Source organism: Rhodothermales bacterium, from assembly GCA_017643395.1.
Classification (GTDB): domain Bacteria; phylum Bacteroidota; class Rhodothermia; order Rhodothermales; family UBA10348; genus JABDJZ01.
In genome coordinates this window covers 1,247,189-1,266,863 of the sequence record JAEPNP010000001.1, presented here as the reverse complement: position 1 = coordinate 1,266,863, position 19,675 = coordinate 1,247,189, and the positions used below count along the sequence as shown (strand labels likewise).

Annotated in this window: 17 protein-coding genes; 5 read left to right on the top strand and 12 right to left on the bottom strand. The window is 63.8% G+C overall.

Annotated features, from left to right (window positions below):
* Positions 1–63: 63 nt before the first annotated feature.
* The 3 genes from JJ896_05095 to atpD all read right to left on the bottom strand — a co-directional run bounded on the left by JJ896_05095 (position 64) and on the right by atpD (position 4,795).
* Entirely contained in the window at positions 64–2,748 is a 2,685-nt protein-coding gene (locus JJ896_05095) for a serine/threonine-protein kinase (protein ID MBO6779009.1), read from the bottom strand.
* A gap of 134 nt (positions 2,749–2,882) precedes the next feature.
* The gene (locus JJ896_05090) at positions 2,883–3,293 is read right to left on the bottom strand and encodes a F0F1 ATP synthase subunit epsilon (GenBank protein ID MBO6779008.1); all 411 of its coding nucleotides are present in this window, start codon (positions 3,291–3,293) and stop codon (positions 2,883–2,885) included.
* A gap of 2 nt (positions 3,294–3,295) precedes the next feature.
* Entirely contained in the window at positions 3,296–4,795 is a 1,500-nt protein-coding gene (atpD, locus tag JJ896_05085; protein ID MBO6779007.1) for a F0F1 ATP synthase subunit beta, read from the bottom strand.
* A 262-nt stretch (positions 4,796–5,057) separates the two neighbouring features.
* Here atpD and JJ896_05080 point away from each other — a divergent pair, with 262 nt between their 5' ends.
* The 3 genes from JJ896_05080 to JJ896_05070 all read left to right on the top strand — a co-directional run bounded on the left by JJ896_05080 (position 5,058) and on the right by JJ896_05070 (position 9,697).
* The gene (locus JJ896_05080) at positions 5,058–5,816 is read left to right on the top strand and encodes a hypothetical protein (protein MBO6779006.1); all 759 of its coding nucleotides are present in this window, start codon (positions 5,058–5,060) and stop codon (positions 5,814–5,816) included.
* A 198-nt stretch (positions 5,817–6,014) separates the two neighbouring features.
* Positions 6,015–8,528 carry a zinc-dependent metalloprotease gene (locus JJ896_05075; GenBank protein MBO6779005.1) on the top strand — a complete coding sequence of 838 codons (2,514 nt, stop codon included), beginning with the start codon at positions 6,015–6,017 and terminating at the stop codon, positions 8,526–8,528.
* 44 nt (positions 8,529–8,572) lie between these two features.
* Entirely contained in the window at positions 8,573–9,697 is a 1,125-nt protein-coding gene (locus tag JJ896_05070; GenBank protein ID MBO6779004.1) for a hypothetical protein, read from the top strand.
* A gap of 3 nt (positions 9,698–9,700) precedes the next feature.
* Here JJ896_05070 and thiL read toward each other — a convergent pair whose 3' ends face one another.
* Genes thiL through miaB form a run of 7 tightly spaced genes read right to left on the bottom strand, consistent with a single transcriptional unit; the run spans position 9,701 to position 17,122 of the window.
* Positions 9,701–10,759 (bottom strand): thiamine-phosphate kinase, encoded by a 1,059-nt coding sequence (gene thiL, locus JJ896_05065; GenBank protein ID MBO6779003.1) that lies wholly within the window; start codon positions 10,757–10,759, stop codon positions 9,701–9,703.
* Between the two features lies 1 nt (position 10,760).
* On the bottom strand, positions 10,761–11,861 hold the full coding sequence (locus JJ896_05060; protein ID MBO6779002.1) for an anhydro-N-acetylmuramic acid kinase: 1,101 nt from the start codon (positions 11,859–11,861) through the stop codon (positions 10,761–10,763).
* A gap of 50 nt (positions 11,862–11,911) precedes the next feature.
* A complete protein-coding gene (locus tag JJ896_05055; GenBank protein MBO6779001.1) occupies positions 11,912–12,496 on the bottom strand; it encodes a hypothetical protein in 585 nt (194 codons plus the stop codon).
* Positions 12,497–12,524: 28 nt separating this feature from the next.
* A complete protein-coding gene (locus JJ896_05050; GenBank protein MBO6779000.1) occupies positions 12,525–14,009 on the bottom strand; it encodes a glycosyltransferase in 1,485 nt (494 codons plus the stop codon).
* On the bottom strand, positions 14,009–14,488 hold the full coding sequence (locus JJ896_05045; GenBank protein MBO6778999.1) for an LptE family protein: 480 nt from the start codon (positions 14,486–14,488) through the stop codon (positions 14,009–14,011). The genes JJ896_05050 and JJ896_05045 overlap by 1 nt, the downstream gene beginning before the upstream one ends.
* A gap of 22 nt (positions 14,489–14,510) precedes the next feature.
* Entirely contained in the window at positions 14,511–15,761 is a 1,251-nt protein-coding gene (locus JJ896_05040) for a sigma-54-dependent Fis family transcriptional regulator (GenBank protein MBO6778998.1), read from the bottom strand.
* The gene (gene miaB / locus JJ896_05035) at positions 15,761–17,122 is read right to left on the bottom strand and encodes a tRNA (N6-isopentenyl adenosine(37)-C2)-methylthiotransferase MiaB (GenBank protein MBO6778997.1); all 1,362 of its coding nucleotides are present in this window, start codon (positions 17,120–17,122) and stop codon (positions 15,761–15,763) included. The genes JJ896_05040 and miaB overlap by 1 nt, the downstream gene beginning before the upstream one ends.
* A 175-nt stretch (positions 17,123–17,297) precedes the next feature.
* Between miaB and JJ896_05030 the strand changes: the two genes are divergently transcribed.
* Both JJ896_05030 and JJ896_05025 read left to right on the top strand, forming a co-directional pair.
* On the top strand, positions 17,298–17,549 hold the full coding sequence (locus tag JJ896_05030; GenBank protein ID MBO6778996.1) for a DUF433 domain-containing protein: 252 nt from the start codon (positions 17,298–17,300) through the stop codon (positions 17,547–17,549).
* Complete coding sequence (locus JJ896_05025) at positions 17,537–17,896, top strand: DUF5615 family PIN-like protein (GenBank protein ID MBO6778995.1); 360 nt, start codon at positions 17,537–17,539, stop codon at positions 17,894–17,896. The genes JJ896_05030 and JJ896_05025 overlap by 13 nt, the downstream gene beginning before the upstream one ends.
* On the opposite strand, the gene JJ896_05020 is transcribed toward JJ896_05025, so the two are convergent.
* The gene (locus JJ896_05020; GenBank protein ID MBO6778994.1) at positions 17,893–18,534 is read right to left on the bottom strand and encodes a riboflavin synthase; all 642 of its coding nucleotides are present in this window, start codon (positions 18,532–18,534) and stop codon (positions 17,893–17,895) included. The genes JJ896_05025 and JJ896_05020 overlap by 4 nt on opposite strands.
* The gene (gene ribD / locus JJ896_05015; GenBank protein ID MBO6778993.1) at positions 18,534–19,565 is read right to left on the bottom strand and encodes a bifunctional diaminohydroxyphosphoribosylaminopyrimidine deaminase/5-amino-6-(5-phosphoribosylamino)uracil reductase RibD; all 1,032 of its coding nucleotides are present in this window, start codon (positions 19,563–19,565) and stop codon (positions 18,534–18,536) included. Before ribD ends, JJ896_05020 begins: the two co-directional genes overlap by 1 nt.
* Between the last annotated feature and the right edge of the window lie 110 nt (positions 19,566–19,675).

Genomic DNA, 19,675 nt, shown 5'->3' with positions numbered 1-19,675 from the left:
CGCTGCGATTTTTTTGGCAGGATCCACTTGCGCCGCTGGTCCAGGACTCCGTCCTAAGAACGCTCAGGACCCTCTGGACTGAATCCAGTCCTCAACGAGCAGCGCTTGCTCGCCGTCCTTCGATGGAGGCGGGCCAAGCTCAAGCCTGCGCCCGCTCACGAACAGTCGGCTTCCTGACGGGTCCGTGGCCAATCTGAGCCCACCTTCTCCCCATGCGACGTCTTCAGGGACTCCCAGCACCCTGAATCCGGGCTCCGTCGCTACGGGGAGCCGCATGATCTGCTCCCCGGACTCGGAGGCGTGGTAGTAATACAGATACCCGTCTGCCCCCCAATGCGGGAAGTTGACCGAAGCAAGCGGAAGCGGCTGCAGGAAGCTGCCGTCGGTGGAAGCCACCCAGATTCGCGTTTGCTCCCGTTCAAAAACCGTCCAGGCAACAAATCTCGAATCGGGCGAGAACTGCCAGAAGCGTTGAAGCCGGCTGTCGACCCGTTGGAAGTTCATCTCCCTGCCGGAAGCGAGGTCTCTGATGGCCAAGACAACCCGGCTCATGCGTGGGAACGCGTCTCCGGATTCTGCCGGCTCTGCGGTGGCCTGGTAGGCGACAAACCGCCCGTCGGGGGATGGCGCGGCAAGTGGAGGATGGGCTGTTGCGATGAGACCGCCGTCGCCCCAGACTACCGACGTCCCGCTGGCACGGGCCGTCATCATCACACCTCCTTCGGGGGTCCAACGAGGATGAACATGGTTGTCGCCAACCATCGTGATCAGCCCCAGTCGGAGATCGAGTACCAGAACCTTCGGGGCTTCACCCATCGCGCTCGACACCTGGAATGCCAATCGGCGCCCGTCTTGCGAGACGGCAGGCAGATCAAAGGGGACGTCCCTGAGACCGAATTCGGCCTGCACCGGCACGGTCCTCACGCTGTCTCCGGGAAACACCTCGAACAAGCGAGTCGGTCGACGCTCTCGAATTCGTGTCGGACCCAGCAACAAGGCCCCCTGAGCGCTAACGCTCCATGCCGCACCACCCAGCGAACCCAGTGCAGGTCGGGCAACCTCCTCGGACGAACCCATTAGTCGCCCACGACGGAGATCCAGAAGGGCTGTGCGCACCGAGGCATCCACTTCAGTCTCAAAGACGATGCGATTTCCGACAATGCGGGGATGGGCGATCCCGGACTCGCCAAGAGTCAGCACCTTCGACATCGGATCCAGAAAGAAGAGGTGCGTCGAGTCGCTGATGAGGTATCTGACCCGCTCGACGTGTCCATAGGCGAGACCTGTGTCTCCCAGTTTTCCACCGGGCACATATCGAAACATCGAGGAGTCCGGGACCGCGATCAGTCGCGCACTCTCTCCCGTGTCGAGTTCGGTCTTCCAGAGGCCGTGCTGACCTGGAGTCGAAGGGCCCACCCACTGGTCTCGCATGTACAGTAGTGTCGTCTCGTCAAGCCAGACAGGATGCCGGCCGGACGGGTCGACCTGCCTGCGGTTGCCACCCAGTGCATCGGCAACCCAAACGCCCTGTTGGGCTGGGGCATAGGCGATGCGCGTTCCGCTCGGCGAGAAGTCTGCAGGATCCGACACCACGCCGTCGTGCACCCCGTGCCTGTCGCCCGTCGCCGCATCGTACACAAACAATCCAGCTCGCCCGGAAGTGTCCGCCCCGGAAAACGCCAGGTATCGGTGGTCGCCGGACAACCTCAGATTCTGCGCCTGATCCATGGCTTCCAGCACGATCGGTCGATACGAGGGCAAGTCCGGCTCGGGTGTCTGCCCTTCTCTCGTGGCCAGTCCGTATGCAACGGCAGTAAGCGCGACGACCACAATCAGGGCCACCACCTTTGTGACTCCCGCACGGGTGTCCCTTGGATTCGCAACCGGTGCCTCCGGTGCGGCGGCGACACTTCGACCTCCAACCGCCGCTTCCAGCCCCCGAATCACCGCCTCCGCCGACTGGTGGCGGTCATCAGCAGACTTGCGCAGCAGGCGTTCCACCACCTCGACCACAGCATGTGGCAGGTCCGGGCGCAAGTCATGAAGGCTCGGCGGCTCCTCATGCAGAATGTGATACACCACCGCCTGATCGTAGGCCGACGCGAAGGCCCGCTTCCCCGTCAGCATTTCGTAGATCACGACGCCAAGACTGAACAGGTCACTTCGATGATCAGGTGCCTCGCCGCGCGCCTGCTCAGGGCTGAAGTACGCCACCGTGCCCACCATAACCCCGGTTCTGGTGTGATCGACCCCGTCAACAATCCGCATCAACCCGAAGTCCAGGACCTTCGCGGAGCCGTCCGGAAGAAGCATCAGGTTGGACGGCTTGATGTCCCGATGGATCATCCCCGAGGCATGAATCGCGGCCAAACCGCGGGCCACGTCCATCGCCACGCCAACGGCCTCGTCGGTCGAGAGCGTGCCCCGCTCAAGCCTCGCCTTCAGAGTCTCACCTTCGATCAACTCCATCGCGATGAAGTCAATTTCCTCGGCGCCATCTTCCGTCGAGGCGCGGCCGACATCGTAGATGCGACCAAGGTTTGTGTGGGTCAGACTTGCACCCGATCTGGCCTCCCTGAGGAAACGCTCGCGGCGTTCCGGATCGTCGGGTTTCGTGAGAACCTTGAGCGCGACGGACCGACCCAACTGCGTGTCCACGGCCCGGTATACCACGCCCATGCCCCCGCGACCGAGCTCTTCCTCAATGCGGTAGCGGGAAAGGGTAGCTCCTACTAGACCGGGGGGCATTGCCCGGTCAATTACGCTACTGGGTGCCGCTACCGCAAACACGCAGGTTCTCACTCAGGTCGCCGAGCGTCCCGCTCAAAGAAAAGGCCGGACGCCCATCGGACGCCCGGCCTTCATATTCTCAGCAGGCAGGACTAAACCGAGCCCATCGCTGCCCGCAGCCTGTTTCTTGCCCGCTCCAGGTCTGCAGCAGCCTTCTCTTTCTCTTCTGTGGAGCCGGACTCGGCCAGGCGCTCCAGCGCCCGCTCCTCGGCCGCCTTGGCGCGCTCGACATCGATCGCGCCGACGGGCTCGGCCGACTCGGCCAGAACCGTGACACGATTGTTGAGCACTTCGACGAAACCGCCAGAAGTCACGAACTCAAAGCTCTCGCCCTTCTGGTTCTTGACCTTCAGCGTGCCGACCTCAAAGGCCGCGATCATCGGAGCATGGTCCTTGAGAACCTCAAAGGAGCCCTCAACGCCCGGGGCGATGATGCCGGAAACAGCGCCCCGAAAGACGCTGCCTGCCGGCGAGACGATTTCTACCTGCAGAGCGTCTGCCATGACTACTTCTCGTCAGCGAGCATTTTCTCGCCGGCCTCGATGACTTCCTCGATGGCGCCTTTGTAGGCGAACGCGCGCTCCGGCAGGTGATCCAGCTCACCCGAGAGGATCATCTTGAAGCCGCGGATGGTGTCGTCAATCTTGACGTACGCACCCGGCGTGCCCGTGAACTGCTCCGCGACGAAGAACGGCTGCGACATATAGCGCTGCGCACGACGCGCACGGCCCACAACCAGCTTGTCTTCGTCGGACAGTTCGTCCATGCCGAGGATGGCGATGATGTCTTGCAGTTCCTTGTAGCGCTGCAGCAGCTGCTTCACGGCCATGGCCGTGTCGTAGTGGTCGTCGCCGATGACGCGCGGGTCCAGGATCCGGGACGTGGAGTCCAGCGGGTCAATGGCCGGGTACAGACCCAGGGACGCGATCTGGCGCGACAGCACCGTCGTGGCGTCGAGGTGGGCAAACGTGGTGGCCGGTGCCGGGTCGGTAAGGTCGTCAGCCGGCACATAGATGGCCTGCACGGACGTGATCGAGCCCTTCTTGGTGGAGGTGATGCGCTCCTGCAGGGCACCCATCTCGGTGGCGAGCGTGGGCTGGTAACCCACGGCCGAAGGCATACGTCCCAGAAGGGCGGACACCTCGGAACCGGCCTGCGTGAACCGGAAGATGTTGTCGACGAAGAGCAGCACGTCACGACCACCCAGATCGCGGAAGTACTCGGCAATGGTCAGGCCGGACAGTGCCACACGGGCACGGGCCCCAGGCGGCTCGTTCATCTGCCCGAACACCAGGGCGATGTTCGAATCCTTGACCTTGTCCATGTCGACTTTGTCGAGGTCCCAGCCGCCCTCCTCCATGGAGTGCCGGAAGGCCTCGCCGTAGTCCATCACACCGGCCTCGAGCATCTCGCGCATGAGGTCGTTGCCCTCACGCGTACGCTCGCCGACGCCGGCAAATACCGACAGACCCTCGTGGGCCTTGGCGATGTTGTTGATGAGCTCCATGATCGTCACGGTCTTGCCGACACCGGCACCACCGAAGAGACCAATCTTGCCACCACGTGCGTAGGGCTGGAGCAGGTCAATCACCTTGATACCCGTCTCGAGCATCTCGACCGACGTAGCCAGCTCGTCGTAGCCCGGCGGGTCGGCATGGATCGGGCGATCGCCTTCCGATGCGGGCTGCGGCAGCCCGTCGATGGCGCGACCCACCACGTTGAACAGACGGCCTCGTACCTCGGGGCCGGTCGGCATGGAGATGGCCTGACCGGTATTGACCACGGTCGTGCCGCGGGTCAGTCCATCGGTCGAGTCCATGGCCACCGTGCGCACACGGTTCTCGCCAAGGTGCTGCTGCACTTCAAGCACCAGCGTGGAGCCGTCCTCACGGTCAATCGTGAGGGCGTCCAGAATCTCCGGCACGGAGTCGGCCGGGAACTGCGCATCGACCACAGGGCCGACAATCTGTACAACTTCGCCGGTGGCGGTGGCTACTGCTTCCATCGAAATGGGAATTCGCTTTAGAACGGGGAAGACGCAAATATTACGATGCGCCTCGGGGGTGGGCGTCGATCAACGGTGAACATTCGTCCCAGATCGTTAAGGCCCGTTGAATAAACGCCGGTGCCTCATTCTGCGTCGTTGGAATGCCGGGCGCAAGGCGCCGCGACGACGCGTAGCGGAGCTACTCGGAGGAGGGGCAACGCGGCAGAGGGTATTCTGCCACTGCGCCAATTCTCCCGACGGACCTTCCGCCCCAGCCCCAATGAGAGCCTTCTCAGCCCTGATGGGCCTCGTCACGACGGTCGCGGTGTTACTCGGTGCCCCGTGGGGTCCTGAAAGGCAGCATGAGGTCACGCTGGAGGAGGTGCTCGTGCTGGGCGCCGATGAAAGTCTGCCGACAGAATACCTGCTCGGCGTGCCCTGGCAGGTCGCCGCCATGGCAGACGGCCCCATCTACATCGCGGACAGGTCCATTTTTGGTATCAAGGCGTTTTCTCGCGACGGCACCTATCTGCGGACAATCGGGAGCCGCGGCGTCGGCCCTGGCGAGTTCCGGGACCTGACGGCCATGAGCCTGTTGGGAGATGGCCTCCTGGTGGCGGACGGTTCGAACAAACGGGTAAGCATGTTCTCGGCGGAGGGACTCGTGATTTGGGACGAGCCCATGGACGTGCGAGACATGGTCTATCCGAGACGCGTGCGGGCCTCCCCGGAAGGGGAGCTCGTGTTTCTGTACAAACTCCCGGGTGTTGTGGAAGGTCGAGGCGTGGTAAACGCCGACAGCAACGCACTATTTCACTTCTACGACGCCCCAATGGGCTCGAAAACGCGTGTTCTTGGGCGATGGGACACGGTGCTCGGCTCCGGGTCGCTCGCTGATGTCTTGAGCAGCTTTGCGCCGGGCAGCTTTGACATCTCTGCTGGCGGGGACATCGTATACGCCCCGCCTGTGCCGACCGGCGACCTGTTCCTGTTCGGCGGCGCAAACGGGAGGGAGTCCTCGAGGCGAACGACGTTGTGATGGAAGACGTGCCCGCCGGCCCATCGGTAGCCCCGCCGGTATCGGTCAGTTGGAAAGACTCCGATGACCTCTTTTACATCATCGACAATCGGGAGGTACCGGTCGTCCGAGTCTGCAGACTCCTGATCTCCTAGTCGCTCCAGAGCGGAATTCGGCCGCGGTCGTTCATATTCTTCCGACAGCTGAACACCCGGTCACATGCGCCTCGCTTCCCTCCTCCTGCTCTCCCTCCTCGTGGCTGCGCCCGTCGCCGCCCAGGACCTGCCCACCATCGAGTCCAAGACTGAAAACCTGGATCATCGACCGGGCTTCTTTGATCTCTACTGGGACGACGACCAGGGCAAAGTCTGGCTGGAAGTAGACACCCTCGACGCGGACTTCCTCTACGGCGTCGCGCTGGCCCGTGGCCTGGGTTCGAACGATGTGGGGCTGGACCGCAATCAGCTTGGCGGCAGTCAGGTGGTGCGATTCGAGCGTGTGGGTCGCAAACTCCTGCTGGTCACGCCCAACCTGCGCTACCGGGCCATCTCCGACAACGCGCTGGAACGGGCCTCGGTCGATGAGGCCTTCGCTGAGGGCGTGGTCTGGTCATTCCCAGTTGCCGCGCGCACGGACAATCGCTTCCTGGTGGACGCGACGGACTTCATTCTGCACGACGCCCATGGGGTAGTCAACCGTCTCAGGGGTTCGAATCAGGGCACGTTCCGCATCGACGGCGGCCGCTCTGCGCCCAATCCGGAGGTGCAGAAGTCCTTCCCGGACAACACCGAAATGGAAGGCCGCATCACATTCGTCTCGGACCGTCCGGGTGGGTGGGTCCGCTCGGTCGCAGCGGATCCGAACGCGGTCACGCTCAACATTCGGCACTCGTTCATCCGCCTTCCGGATGACGGCTACCAGCCCCGCGAGTTCGACCCTCGATCTGGATACGGCGCGCTCTCCTACATGGACTACGCGACGCCCATCGGCGACGACATGACCAAGCGGTTCATCCGCCGCCACAGGCTGGAGAAGAAGGACCCCACCGCCGAGCGTTCCGAGCCCGTCGAGCCCATCGTCTACTATCTGGATAACGGCACTCCGGAGCCGGTGCGTAGCGCGCTCCTGGACGGCGCCCGCTGGTGGAATCAGGCCTTTGAGGCTGCGGGCTATATCGACGCCTATCGCGTGGAGATCCTGCCGGACGACGCGGATCCCCTGGACGTTCGATACAACATGATCAACTGGGTGCACCGCTCGACCCGCGGGTGGAGCTACGGGTCCAGCGTAACCGACCCCCGCACCGGCGAGATCATCAAGGGCCATGTCCTGCTCGGCAGCTTGCGCGTGCGTCAGGACTACCTGCTGATGGAAGGCCTGATGGCACCCTACGTCGCCGACAGCATTCCCGCGAACCCCGACCCCATGCTGGATGTGGCCCTTGCCCGCATCCGCCAGCTTTCCGCGCATGAGGTGGGCCATACGCTGGGTATCTCGCACAACTTCTCGAGCTCCATGAACAACAGGGCTTCGGTCATGGACTACCCGGCGCCCCTGGTGGAAATCGACGAGGAGGGTAACCTCAGCTTCGACAACGCCTACGACACCGATATCGGGGAATGGGACATCGTCACCATTCTGTACGGCTACTCCGATTTCCCCGAGGGTGTGGACGAGAAGGCGGCCCTGGACGACATCCTGCAGAGTGCCTACAACCGGGGACTGCGGTACATCACCGATTCCGATGCGCGACCAAGGGGGGCGGCTAACCCGGCCTCAAACCTCTGGGATAACGGCAACAACCCGACCGACGCGCTCCGCCATGCGCTGGAGGTTCGCAGAAAGGGCCTCGAACAGTTCGGCGTTTCCACCATCCGGCAAGGTGAGCCTCTGACCACCATGCATGAGGTGCTGGTCCCGCTGTATCTGCACCACCGTTTCCAGATCGATGCGGCAGCAAAGATGCTCGGCGGCGCGGCCTACACGTACGCCCTTCGCGGCGACACCAGGGAGCTGCCCACTCCCATCCCGGCCGGCCAGCAGGAAGCTGCCCTGGCTGCGCTGCTCGAGGCCCTGACGCCGGATGACCTGTCTGTTCCGGCCTCGGTGCGCAACCGGATTCCTCCGCGCGTGCCCGGATACGGCAACAACCGCGAGCTCTTCGACAGCTACGCCGCACCCCTGTTTGATCCCTACGTGCCGGCGGAGGTGGTCGCCAACATGGTCATCGATCAGATCCTGGCGCCCGAACGCATGACGCGCCTGATGTATCAGGCCGACGCAGACGCGGACCTTCCGGGTTTGAGCGATGTGCTCGCTGCCATTTCGAACCTTGTCTGGGACGGGCGCACAAGCGGGGATTCTTATGAGGCAGAGCTGCAGCGCATCGTGCGCACGGTCTGGACGGATGCGCTCATTGAGGCCGCCTCCAACCAGCGGGCCGCACCTGGCGTGCGGAGTCGGGTCTGGAGCCACTTGCAGGACCTCGCCGATTGGCTGGTCGAGAACGACGGTCGCGGATACGAGGAGACCGCCCATCGGGGCCACACGCTCGCACAGATCGAGCGGTACCTGGCGCGTGAGTACACACCGACTGAGCAGCCCGCACGCACGACAACGCCCCCCGGCTCGCCGATCGGTTCCGGAGAAGACGCGATAGCCCGGCAGGAAGCACGCCGTGCATGGCTTGCGGCCTGGTCGCACGATCCCGAGGAATGTTCGCACGACTGGTAGCCCGACCGGACGCTCGAGCAGCTAGGATCGCGGTTGCTGGCCTCGTGTTGTCGTGCGTTGTGTCAGAGCGCGCTGCGGGACAGGGCGCCGACGATTTGCTTTCGCAGTTGAGGGACGCCAATTCGTCGGTCTCAATCGAGCGATGGGTCGTCGATGCAGGCGGCACGCCGCTCCTGGCGTCAGATGAATGGATCTTTCTTGCACGAGGTGCTCCCGATGACCCGCCGCACGTTGTCGGCGACTTTAACGACGGCGGCTATGCCGCTGCACCGCCTTTCGACGACGGGCGTATGCAGCCGCTTGAGGGGACCGACTGGTTCTATCTCCGCACCCCGGTTGTAAATGATGCGCGCTTCGAATACCTGATTCGCACAAGCGGGGGTGCAAGGCGAGATCCTCTCAATGAGGCGGAAGCCACCACCTTCGGGACCTTGCGTAGCGTGGTTACCGGCAGCAGCACGCCCTCGGTGGCGGGCAAGCCCTCGCCAGAGGTTAAGAGCTTCGTGTTCACGAGTGCTGAGCGCGGGAATACCCGAAGCGTGTCGGTCTACCTCCCGGAGGCGTATCACAAGGACGGTCCGCCGCTGCCTACCCTGTACGTACATGACGGCAGCACATTTCGCGACCAGGTGGGAATAGTCAACCTGATTCGCATCATGACGGCCATGGGACGCATGCCTCCCGTTGTAACGGTGCTGATCGATCCGGTCAATCGGGGTCTGGAGTACGGGACCGCGGAGTCCTACCGAAGGATGTTCCTGAACGAACTGATTCCTGAAGTGGAGCGTCGGTATTCAACCGGCGGCACCCCGGAGCGCCGTGCGATCCTGGGAGCTTCTCGCGGTGCCCTGGCTGCGCTGGATCTTGTGGTAGGCCACCCCGATGTCTTCTCCTACGGCGCACTCGTGTCCCCGGCGCTCTCCCCATTGCCGATTGTCACCCGGATAGAAACGCTGGCGGCCATACCCGCCCGATTCGCCGTGTATCCCTCTCGATTCGACACCCCGAGTCTGCGCGCCGACGGGCGTGCGCTGGCGACCGCGCTAACCGGTCGGGCGACCGGGCTCAAGCACCGGGAATTGCCGGTGGATCATTCTCCCCACGGCTGGGCCCTCTGGATGGATATCGTCCTGGAAGACTTGGCCCACCATCTGACGCAGCCGAGGTAGACGTCAGCCCGCGGCGCCGTCTCCGCCGGGCTCAAAATGATCATACCCGCTCGCATTGAGCGGAATGGCATGCCCGTCCTCTCCCCGGACTGAGACCCCTTCCTCAAGGGGCACGAACTCCCCGATCACAGAGAATAGCTCCTGATCCAGGCGATCGAAGTGCTCCGGTTCAATGGCGAACAGCAGTTCGTAGTCCTCGCCGCCGAACAGGGCAAAGGTGTCCAGATCCGCCATGCGCTCTGCTGCCGCAGTCCGGGTCTCCGGGTGCACCGGCAGCGCCGTCGCATCCACAATGGCCCCGCACTGACTGGCCGCGCACAGGTGGTGCACCTCGCTCGCCACACCGTCCGACACGTCGATCAGCGCGCGAGGCCGGATTCCAGCCGAGCGCAGCGCCTGCTGGGCGTCCATGCGGGCCCTCGGCGTGAGCTGTCGGGCGATGACGTAGCGCCAGGCCTCGATGTTCGGCTCAAACTGCGAGCCCAGTTCCTTCATTTCCCGTCGCTGGTCGAGCAACACCTGAAGGCCCGCAAAGGCAGCCCCCACATCGCCCGAGACACAGAGCAGATCTCCGGGATTTGCGCCGCGGCGGAAGATCACGTCCTCGGTGCGGGCTTCTCCGATCACCGTGATCGAAAGCGTTAGCTGCGGGGCTGCGGTCGTGTCCCCGCCGATGATCTCCAGACCGTACTCCTCGCAGGCGGCGGCCATGCCGGCGTAGAGCGTCTCGACCATCTCGACCGAGAGGTTTCGCGGCATGCCAATGGCTACCGTCGCAAACCGCGGGCGGGCATTCATCGCCACCACGTCCGACACGTTCACCGCGATCGCCTTGCGACCCAGGTGACTGAGCGGAGCAAAACCGCGGTCAAAGTGCACCCCCTCCACCAGGGCATCCGTCGTGACGACATGGCTCATCTGGTCGGAGACTCGATACACGGCGGCATCGTCCCCGATGCCCGTAATCAGGTCCGGGGAGGTGGGCAGACCCAACTGCTGCCCCATGCGATAGATGAGACCGAACTCGCCCACGTGGGCAACCGGCGTGAACTGATCAGACATATCAAGGCCAGGAAATAGAGCCGAGCACCGCTGCACGGGACGCTCCCGTGACGCTCGGCAGGCCCGTGGCAACGCCTCCCACGGCCTCGTGTGCCAGAATGGCGAAGGCCATGGCCTCCTTGAAGTGCGCATCCACGCCGAATTCGTGCGATGTAGTAACGCCTGGCAATCGGTCGGCGAGCCGCGCCATCAGAAACGCGTTGCGCGTCCCGCCGCCCGAGGCAATGATGCGATGCGGCTCGCTGGGAAGAAAACTGCGCATGGCGCGAGACAGGGAGACCACGGTCACCTCCACGGCCGTTGCCAGCATGTCCTCCGGCGTAGCATCACCACATGCCTGAACAAATCTGTCCGCGAACCCTCGTCCGAACCCCGCATCGCCCGACTGACGCCCGGCGGACTTGGGCGGCCGTCGCGCAAAGAAAGGATGACCCAGGGCCCGTTCGAGAGCTTCCGGCAATACACGACCCCGAGAGGCGGCGGCCCCCGCATCGTCAAACGGCACGCCGAGTGCCTCTTGCGCGACCGCATCGATCAACATGTTTGCCGGACCCGTGTCGAAGGCGAGAATGTCCGTCGCAGCACCGCCGGCCGGCAACCAGGTGACGTTCGCGATACCACCCAGGTTCAGGGCGACCCGCTGCTCCGTGTCGTGCCCGAAAAGAATCCAGTCCACGTAGGGTACCAGCGGAGCGCCCTGCCCGCCCAGCGCCACATCGCCCTCCCGAAATCCGGTGACTACCGGCACGCCGGCGTGCACAGAAAGCGCGGCACCGTCCACGACCTGTAGCGTGGCGCTTACCTGAGCACCGGCAAACTGCGCGGGATCCGGCTGGTGACGCAGGGTCTGGCCGTGGCACCCGATCAGCTCCGCCTCCGTGTCGGCAAGCGCCTCGGCGTACGCCCTGGCCAACCGGGGCCCCAGCCTGCAGAAGCTGTCCACAGGGTACTGCGCGTCTTCGGCGGCAGCCAGCAGTTCATCCCGCAAGGCAGGTTCAAATGCGTGCGATGCGGTCTGAAGCAGCTCCCAGCGTAACTCCCGGCCGTGGCCCTCCAGCCGCATCACTGCTACGTCGATTCCGTCCAGCGAGGTGCCTGACATGACACCTGCCACCGTGCGGGGCCCGTCCTGGAACAGAGTGGCCCAGCGATTCAAGAGGCCTGCTGGCGAACCTCGGCGGCCTTCTCCAGGAACTCGTCTCGGCGATCGACCTGTTGGTTGGCCAGCTTCTCGTACACCTGGGCGGCCTCCTCGTAAAACTTCTGGTTCGCGTAGATCCGGGCCAGCGTTTCGGAGGCCACGTCATCCACGTCTGATTCGAGCCGGGTGGACTCTACCGGCTTCACCTGTGGGTCCGGTACAATCCGGGCCTCCTCCAGCTCCTTGATCAGCTCATCCAGTTCCTGGTCCGGCTGGTCTTCCGGAAATGAAGGCTCTTCCGACGACACGGCGCGCCGAGCTCTGACCTCGCGGGCGGCTGCCACGGCGACCGAGGCCGACAGTCGGCGCAGTTCGTCGCGCACGGTTGGACTGTCGGGACACAGACTGTATGCAGCCCGCCACGCCCGCAATGCCCGTACGGGATCTCCGATGGTCTCCAGCCCACGCGCAAGGACTACCAGGCACGCCACATGTCCCGGTTCGGATTTGATGGCCTCCGACAACTCGGCCACGACGGCCTCGCCGTCTCCGGCGGCAAGCCGATCGCTCAGTGTCTTCAGGTCGGGTCGGGGCATGCGCTGTGCTTTTATCGGGGCAAAATAGTCAGGCGCGCAGGAATTTCCCCACGAGACCGGCGTCGCGCAGTGTCAGGCCCACGACCATCCACGTGCCCGCGACGAACAACAGCTGGAAGGGCACCGAAGCCCAGGCGCCCACCCAGACCAGTAGGAACAGACCAACGGTCAGGTAGACCGCGAGCATGACTTCGGCGAAGCTCACAGGACCCAGACGGGCAACGGCGTACGCCGATCGCCACCAGGGGCTTGATGCGTTGTCGAGGCTGTTGAACTTGGGTGTGCGCACGAAAGGTGACCTGCGACCAAGGAGCGCCTCCGCCACCGCGATGGTGTTGGAGAGCGACATGCCAATGGAAGCCGCAAGGAACAGGGGGAAACGAACCAGCCGGCGCGCCCAGTCTCCATACAACGAGCGCTGGGCGAGGAGATGGGCCAGGAAGAAGCCGGCGAAACCTGCGATTCCAAGTGTCAGGAGCGCAAAGAACGCCTCGCTTGGACCGGCACCCGCCGCCTTGCGCAGCGAAACCGGCGCATGCAGCAGCGCGACCACCAGCATAAACGGGAAACCCAGCGTAGCGGTCAGATGCAGGGTGCCCTGGGTGCGGAAACCTACCCCGGAGCCGCCCTTGCGGACTCGGCGCACCAGCTTCATTGCTGTCTGCATCGCGCCCTTGGTCCAGCGATGCTGCTGCGCCCGAAAGCCACCCATCTCGACCGGCAACTCTGCAGGCACCGCAAGCTCCGGCAGGAAGGCCATGCGCCAGCCTCGAAGCTGAGCTCGGTAGCTCAAATCCAGATCTTCGGTAAGCGTGTCTGCACTCCAGCCGCCTGCGTCCTCGATGCACGCCAGTCGCCAGATTCCGGCCGTGCCGTTGAATCCGGCCGGATATCCCGAACGGGCGCGCGCCTCCTGCTCCAGCGCAAAGTGCGCATCGAGTCCCACACTCTGCATGCGCGTCAGCAGGCTGTTGGAATCGTTGAGATGCGCCCATCGGGCCTGCACAAAGCCCACCTGGGGGTCCGAGAAGCGCGGCATCATGCGCCGCAGAAAATCGCGAGGCGGCACGAAGTCGGCGTCGAACATTGCGATGAAGCCGCCGCGGGCCGAGCGCAGCCCTGCGGCCAGGGCACCGGCCTTGAAGCCATTCCGATGCGTGCGGTGCAGATGCACCATTTGCATGCCCTGGGCACGCCAGAAGCGAACCGCCCGAGCCACGACGCCCGTCGTCTCGTCCGTGGAGTCATCCAGGACCTGGATCTCGAGACGATCCCGCGGCCAGTCCAGACGTGCACACGCGGCAATGACCCTATCGGCAACCAGCGATTCGTTGTACAAGGGTATCTGCACGGTGACCATGGGCACGGGCCCATCGCCCGCAAGGGTCGCCGCCGGATCCGGCACGGGCCCCGGGACAAGCGCGCGGGTTTTAGCCCACCGCCATGACAGCCAGAAGTGATTTAGGCCGTAGAGGGTGACCACGGCCAGTGCGATGGCGTAGAGCGTGGCCACTACCAGTTGGAGGTGGCCGCCGTGAAAACGTCGTCCGCAATTTTCTCCAGGGCAGCGATGGCCGCTTCCTCCTCGTCGGACGGATTCAGTGGGTCGTACTCTTCAAACGAGGAAAACGTGCGCGCGAGGATTTCCTCGTTGCGGGTGGCATCGACATACAGCACGTTCAGCGTCAGACTTACACGGTTGCGCGTTGCGCGCTCGTTGCCGGCCACAGAGGTGGGCTGGTTCTGGTAGGCGTCGATGCTGACGGTGAGAACGGCGTCGGCCTCCTGCGCGACCGGCTCGAGACTCAGTCGGGTCTGGCCGACAAAGCGGTCCACCAACAGCGTGGTAATGCGCTCGTCCAGTCCATTCACCGTCGAGATGGAGTTGTCCTCGGCCAGCGGAATCGCGATGGTCGACAGGTGGGACGGAATGGTGGCGCCGCTGAAACTGTAGTACCAGCAGGAGACAGGCATCAAGGAAACGACGACCATCAGGAGCGCGGAGCGTGGAAGGCTATGCGCTCGCATCAGCGTCCTCGAACTCCTTGATCTTGCGATACAGCGTGCGTTCGGAGATACCGAGAGCCTGAGCGGTCTGCCGACGATTCCCCTCGAAGCGTTCCAACGCTTCCATGATCAGGCGGCGCTCGGCATCCTCCAGCGACGGCAGGGGCGTGTCCCCGTCGGCAGTCTCAAACCCGCCGTTGTGCTGCAGATCACCATCTGACTCGATTTCGAAGGCTGCGTCCTCTACCAGTTCCCTGATTTCCTCTCGCACTGTGTCCCGGTGCAGCACCATCGCGGCGGGTGCGGCCCCGCCCCGCAACGTGGCCATGAGCGCAGCAAGTTGGTCCTTCATCCCACGCATCTCCATGCGCAGTTCCAGGAGCGCCCGGTAGATCAGTTCGCGCTCCCGGTCCGTCTCCTCCCTGCGCCGGTCTCCGGAGACGACGGGAAGGAAGCCCGCATCCTCATCGCCCGCCGAAACTCCACGCAGGAATCCTCGCAGGTCACCGGCCTGAATGGTATCGCCGTCCAACAGCACCGCGCTCTGCTCTGCCACATTGCGCAGCTCCCGGATGTTGCCCGGCCAGCGATAGCGCAGTAGCAGACTGCGCGCATCTTTGCTCAGCCGAAGTGTGCCCGTGTTGTACTGCTGGGCAAACCTGTGCTGGAAGTGCTCGAACAGCTGGACGATGTCCTCTTTGCGCTCCCTGAGCGGGGGTACCCGGATGATGACTGTTGAGAGGCGGTAGTAGAGGTCCTCGCGAAAACGACCCGCCGAGACTTCCCGGCCGAGGTCCTTGTTGGTCGCGGCAATGACGCGTACGTCCGTCTTGATCACCTTGGACGAGCCGACCCTGGAGAACTCACCATTCTCCAGCACGCGAAGTAGGCGTACCTGGGCCGTCAGCGGCATTTCGCCGATCTCGTCCAGGAAAATGGTGCCCCCGTTGGCCTCCTCGAAGTAACCGGTGCGACGCTCAACGGCGCCCGTGTACGCTCCCTTTTCGGCACCGAACAACTCGGACTCGATCAGGCCCTCCGGGATCGCGCCACAGTTGACAATCTGAAGCGTTTTGTGGCGGCGTTCCGAAAGCTGGTGCAGGGCCTGCGCAATCAGCTCCTTGCCCACACCACTCTCGCCCTGGATCAGGACGGTGATGTCGGTGCGTGCGACCTGACGCACGCGGTCGAGCACCTGCCGGACCGCGTCAGAGCGACCGATGATGCCGAATCGTTCCTGAAGACTGGCGCGATCCATCAGGCGGTCACCAGGGCTCTTCCGATCAGGGTGGCGGAGGTGCAATCATCCACGACGACCGAGAGATAGTCCCCCTTGCCAATGCCGGGCACGCGGTCGAACACCACCATCTTGTTGGTATCCGTGCGGCCGCGGAGCTGATCCTCGCTGCGACGGCTCGTGCCTTCTACCAGAACCACATGCTCGGTGCCGACATCGGCCTGATTGTTCTCGGCACTGATGCGGGATTGCAGCGCGATGATCTCGTTCAGGCGACGCTTCTTGACATCCTCGGGCACATCGTCCGTGTACTTGCGAGCCGCGTAAGTGTCCGGGCGCTCTGAGTACATGAACATGTAGGCGTGGTCGTAACGCACCGCCTCCATGAGACTCAGGGTGTCCCGATGCTCTTCCTCGGTTTCGCCGCAGAAACCGGCGATGATGTCCGTGGAGAGGCTGATTCCGGGTACGATGCTGCGGGCGCGATCCACAAGGTCCAGGTACTGCTCGCGGGAGTAGGTGCGCCGCATGCGCTGCAGCGTGTGCGTATTGCCGTGCTGGACTGGCAGGTGGATGTAGTTGCAGACGTTGGCCCGCTCTGCGTGCACGTGCAAGAGCTCGTCCGAGCAGTCCTTGGGATGACTCGTCGAGTAGCGGATGCGCAGATCCGGACTGATAAGGCTGATCCGGTAGAGCAGCTCCGCAAAACTGACGGCCGCGCCGTTGTCGTCGTAGCGGTAGGAGTTCACGTTCTGACCCAGTACGGTGACCTCCCGGTACCCTGCGTCGACAAGCTCGCGGCACTCTCCCAGGATGCTGGAGACCGGCCGGCTGCGCTCACGGCCCCGCGTGAACGGCACGACGCAGAACGCGCACATGTTGTCGCACCCGCGCATGATGCTCACAAAAGCGCTCACGCCATTTGTGTCGTAGCGCACCGGGGCGATGTCGGCGTAGGTCTCTTCCCGCGAAAGCTGCACGTTCACGGCAGCCTGTCCACTTTCGGCGGACTCGTCCAGGAGTCGCGGAATGTCGCGGTAGGCGTCGGGGCCGACGACCAGATCGACCAGCTTCTCCTGCTCGAGCAGCTTGTGGCGGAGTCGCTCAGCCATGCACCCCAGCACGCCCAGCTTGAGGTCCGGCCGGTTGCGCCGCTTGTCTGCGCGCAGCGTGTCCAGGCGGCGTCTCACCTTTTGCTCTGCGTTCTCCCTGATGGCGCAGGTGTTCAGGAGTACGATATCGGCCTGGCTCTCGTCATGAGTAAGGCCAAACCCGGCCTCGCGCAGCACAGCCGCGACGATCTCCGAATCGGAGACGTTCATCTGGCAGCCGTAGGTCTCCAGGTAGACGGCCTTGTGCCCGGCCGTCTCGGATCCCGCCATCTTCGGCGCGTCCAGATCCTCGGTCTCCCCGAGCACGGGAATGTCAGTCAGCAGATTCTGCATCGGCATAGTCAAGTCAGCCGATACCAACTCCGGTCCGGGGTGCGGGTTCGGGGAGTTGTGACAAATTGTCAGGGAAGGGACTCTATAGGGTGAACCATTCATCGGAACAAGCATGCAGGAACTCGTTCACCGTGGGATGGACTGGCGAGAGCACATCACCGTCGATCCCGACATTTGCCACGGAAAAGCACACTTTCGAGGCACACGTATTCCGACCACGGTGGTCCTTGACCTACTGGCGGAGGGTCACACTCAGGAAACCATCCTTGCAGAGTACCCCTCGTTGAGCGCTGAAACGATTCGTGCGGCGCTATCCTTTGCCGCCGAGTTGGCCTCTGAGCGGGTGGTTACATGGCACTCCTGAAGCTGAAACTGGACGAGAATCTTCCAGCAAGCGCGAAAGCCATCTTCAGGGAGCAGGGTCACGATGCCCGAACGGTGCATGACCAGGGACTGGAAGGAATAAAGGATCGCACACTCTCCGTGGTTTGCCGAGCGGAAGGCCGCGTTTTGGTTACCCTGGATTTGGACTTTGCCGATATCCGTCGGTATCCACCTCACGAAACGCCGGGCACCATCGTCCTACGTGCTGGGAGGCAGAGTCTGAGGCGGCTGCGCCGGATGTGCAGCTTTGCCTCAGAGAGAATGACCCGATTCGATCCGAGCGGCCAGCTCTGGGTGATCGACTCTACCGGCCTGCGAACGCGCTAAAACCCCTGCTCCCGTAGCCAACTCGCAGTCATCCCCGGCGTGGGCGGCGACTTCTGCTGCTCCAGAAAGCGCACCACGTACTTGCCGACCATGTCGAACTCCATGTTCACGGTGCTGCCGGGTTTCCAGTTGGAAATGGTCGTGTTCTCCCAGGTGTGCGGGATCACGGCTACCGTGAGCCGGCTACCCTCCAGGCGAGCCACGGTCAGGCTGATTCCGTCCAGACAAATGCTGCCGACGGGAATCACGTAGGGCCCGAACGCATCGTCAAACTGCACGCTGCACAGCCAGGACGTCTCCAGTTGCTGGACGTCGGTCACGGTTCCAGTCGTGTCGACGTGTCCCTGGACCAAATGGCCGTCCAGCCGGCCGCCCATTTTGAGTGCGCGCTCCAGATTCACCGGGGACCCGGCCTTGAGACTGGCCAGATTCGTCTTGGCCAGCGTCTCTTCCACGGCAACGACCTCGAAAGACGTCGCGTCTTGCGCCACCACGGTCTGACAGGCACCAGACACGCAGACGGACTCATCCACACGCAGCTCGCCGGCAAATGGTGTATCGATCCGCAGCCGCACGCCGCCGCCCTGAGGGGTAACCGCAGCAACCCGTCCTACGGTCTCCACAATTCCTGTAAACACTACGGGTGTCTGAATACGATGGTAGTCAACATGTCTGCGCCCACTTGCTCGTAGTGGACGTCCTTCGCACGCAGGGCGTGCTCCAGCGTTTCGCGAGCCGGATCAAGAAACGAGGGTTTCCCGCCGCCCAGCAGCAGGGGCGCTGTGAACATGTGCAGTGTATCCACGAGACCGGCGGCCAGGAAGGCTGAGGCCAGGGTTGGGCCCGACTCCACGAGCACGTACAGCACCTCCTCAGGCAGGCCCTCAAGAGCCGCTCGGAGGTCGATGCGGCCCGAGGCGTCCACGGGGCCCGAGACGACCTGGGTCGGGCCGCCGTCCGTAAGGACTCTGGCATTGGCCGGTATGCGTCGTTTTGCGTCGAACACCAGGCGCAGCGGGTTGGGGCCCTCGATGTGGCGCACGGTGAGGCTGGGATCATCCTCCACCACGGTCCCGCTGCCCGTGATGACTGCGTCCACCTCAGCACGCATCCCGTGAACCCGCTTCCGGGCCGCATCGCCCGTAATCCACTGCGATGAGCCGGCGCGGGGGGCCACGAAACCGTCGAGCGACTGGGCAAGCTTCAACGTCACGTGCGGACGGCCCAGGGTCATGCGCGTCAAGAATCCGGCGTTGAGGGCGCGGGCCTCAACTTCCATCACACCCGGCCGCACCGCGATGCCGGCCTGCTGCAGCCGCTGCATGCCGTCTCCGGACACGCGCGGGTTGGGGTCCAGACACCCGATGACCACCGTGCCCACGCCCGCAGCAATCAACAGGTCGGCGCAGGGCGGCGTTTTGCCGTGATAGCTGCAGGGCTCCAGATTGACGTACGCGGTAGCCTGGCTCAGGTCCATCCCGGTCAACCCCTCGAGTGCGTTGACTTCCGCGTGCGGACCGCCGAACTGCTGATGCCAGCCGACTCCGAGCACCTCTCCGACTGAGCCGACCACGACGCACCCCACCTGGGGGTTCGGTCGCACGTCGCGCCCGCCTCGTCGGGCGAGCTCGATCGCGTGCGTCATCCAGTGGATGTCGTCGTGAAGCATGGGGGAGTCAGGGGATGGAGCAATAAAGCACTCCCGCGCACCGCTGTCCAGCGATCACCAGCAACCCGAACGCGGCTCGGGGGTTCTTCGGGCGTCTCAACAGCGATCCG

Bases quoted from the DNA above. Each gene is read 5' to 3' on its own strand.
- miaB (MBO6778997.1), bottom strand. From the start codon at position 17,122: ATGGCGGGATCCGAGACGGCCGGGCACAAGGCCGTCTACCTGGAGACC.
- atpD (MBO6779007.1), bottom strand. From the start codon at position 4,795: ATGGAAGCAGTAGCCACCGCCACCGGCGAAGTTGTACAGATTGTCGGC.
- JJ896_05045 (MBO6778999.1), bottom strand. From the start codon at position 14,488: ATGGTCGTCGTTTCCTTGATGCCTGTCTCCTGCTGGTACTACAGTTTC.
- JJ896_05090 (MBO6779008.1), bottom strand. From the start codon at position 3,293: ATGGCAGACGCTCTGCAGGTAGAAATCGTCTCGCCGGCAGGCAGCGTC.
- JJ896_05075 (MBO6779005.1), top strand. From the start codon at position 6,015: ATGCGCCTCGCTTCCCTCCTCCTGCTCTCCCTCCTCGTGGCTGCGCCC.
- JJ896_05025 (MBO6778995.1), top strand. From the start codon at position 17,537: ATGGCACTCCTGAAGCTGAAACTGGACGAGAATCTTCCAGCAAGCGCG.
- JJ896_05060 (MBO6779002.1), bottom strand. From the start codon at position 11,861: ATGTCAGGCACCTCGCTGGACGGAATCGACGTAGCAGTGATGCGGCTG.
- JJ896_05055 (MBO6779001.1), bottom strand. From the start codon at position 12,496: ATGCCCCGACCCGACCTGAAGACACTGAGCGATCGGCTTGCCGCCGGA.
- JJ896_05040 (MBO6778998.1), bottom strand. From the start codon at position 15,761: ATGGATCGCGCCAGTCTTCAGGAACGATTCGGCATCATCGGTCGCTCT.
- JJ896_05080 (MBO6779006.1), top strand. From the start codon at position 5,058: ATGAGAGCCTTCTCAGCCCTGATGGGCCTCGTCACGACGGTCGCGGTG.
- thiL (MBO6779003.1), bottom strand. From the start codon at position 10,759: ATGTCTGATCAGTTCACGCCGGTTGCCCACGTGGGCGAGTTCGGTCTC.
- ribD (MBO6778993.1), bottom strand. From the start codon at position 19,565: ATGCTTCACGACGACATCCACTGGATGACGCACGCGATCGAGCTCGCC.
- JJ896_05095 (MBO6779009.1), bottom strand. From the start codon at position 2,748: ATGCCCCCCGGTCTAGTAGGAGCTACCCTTTCCCGCTACCGCATTGAG.
- JJ896_05030 (MBO6778996.1), top strand. From the start codon at position 17,298: ATGCAGGAACTCGTTCACCGTGGGATGGACTGGCGAGAGCACATCACC.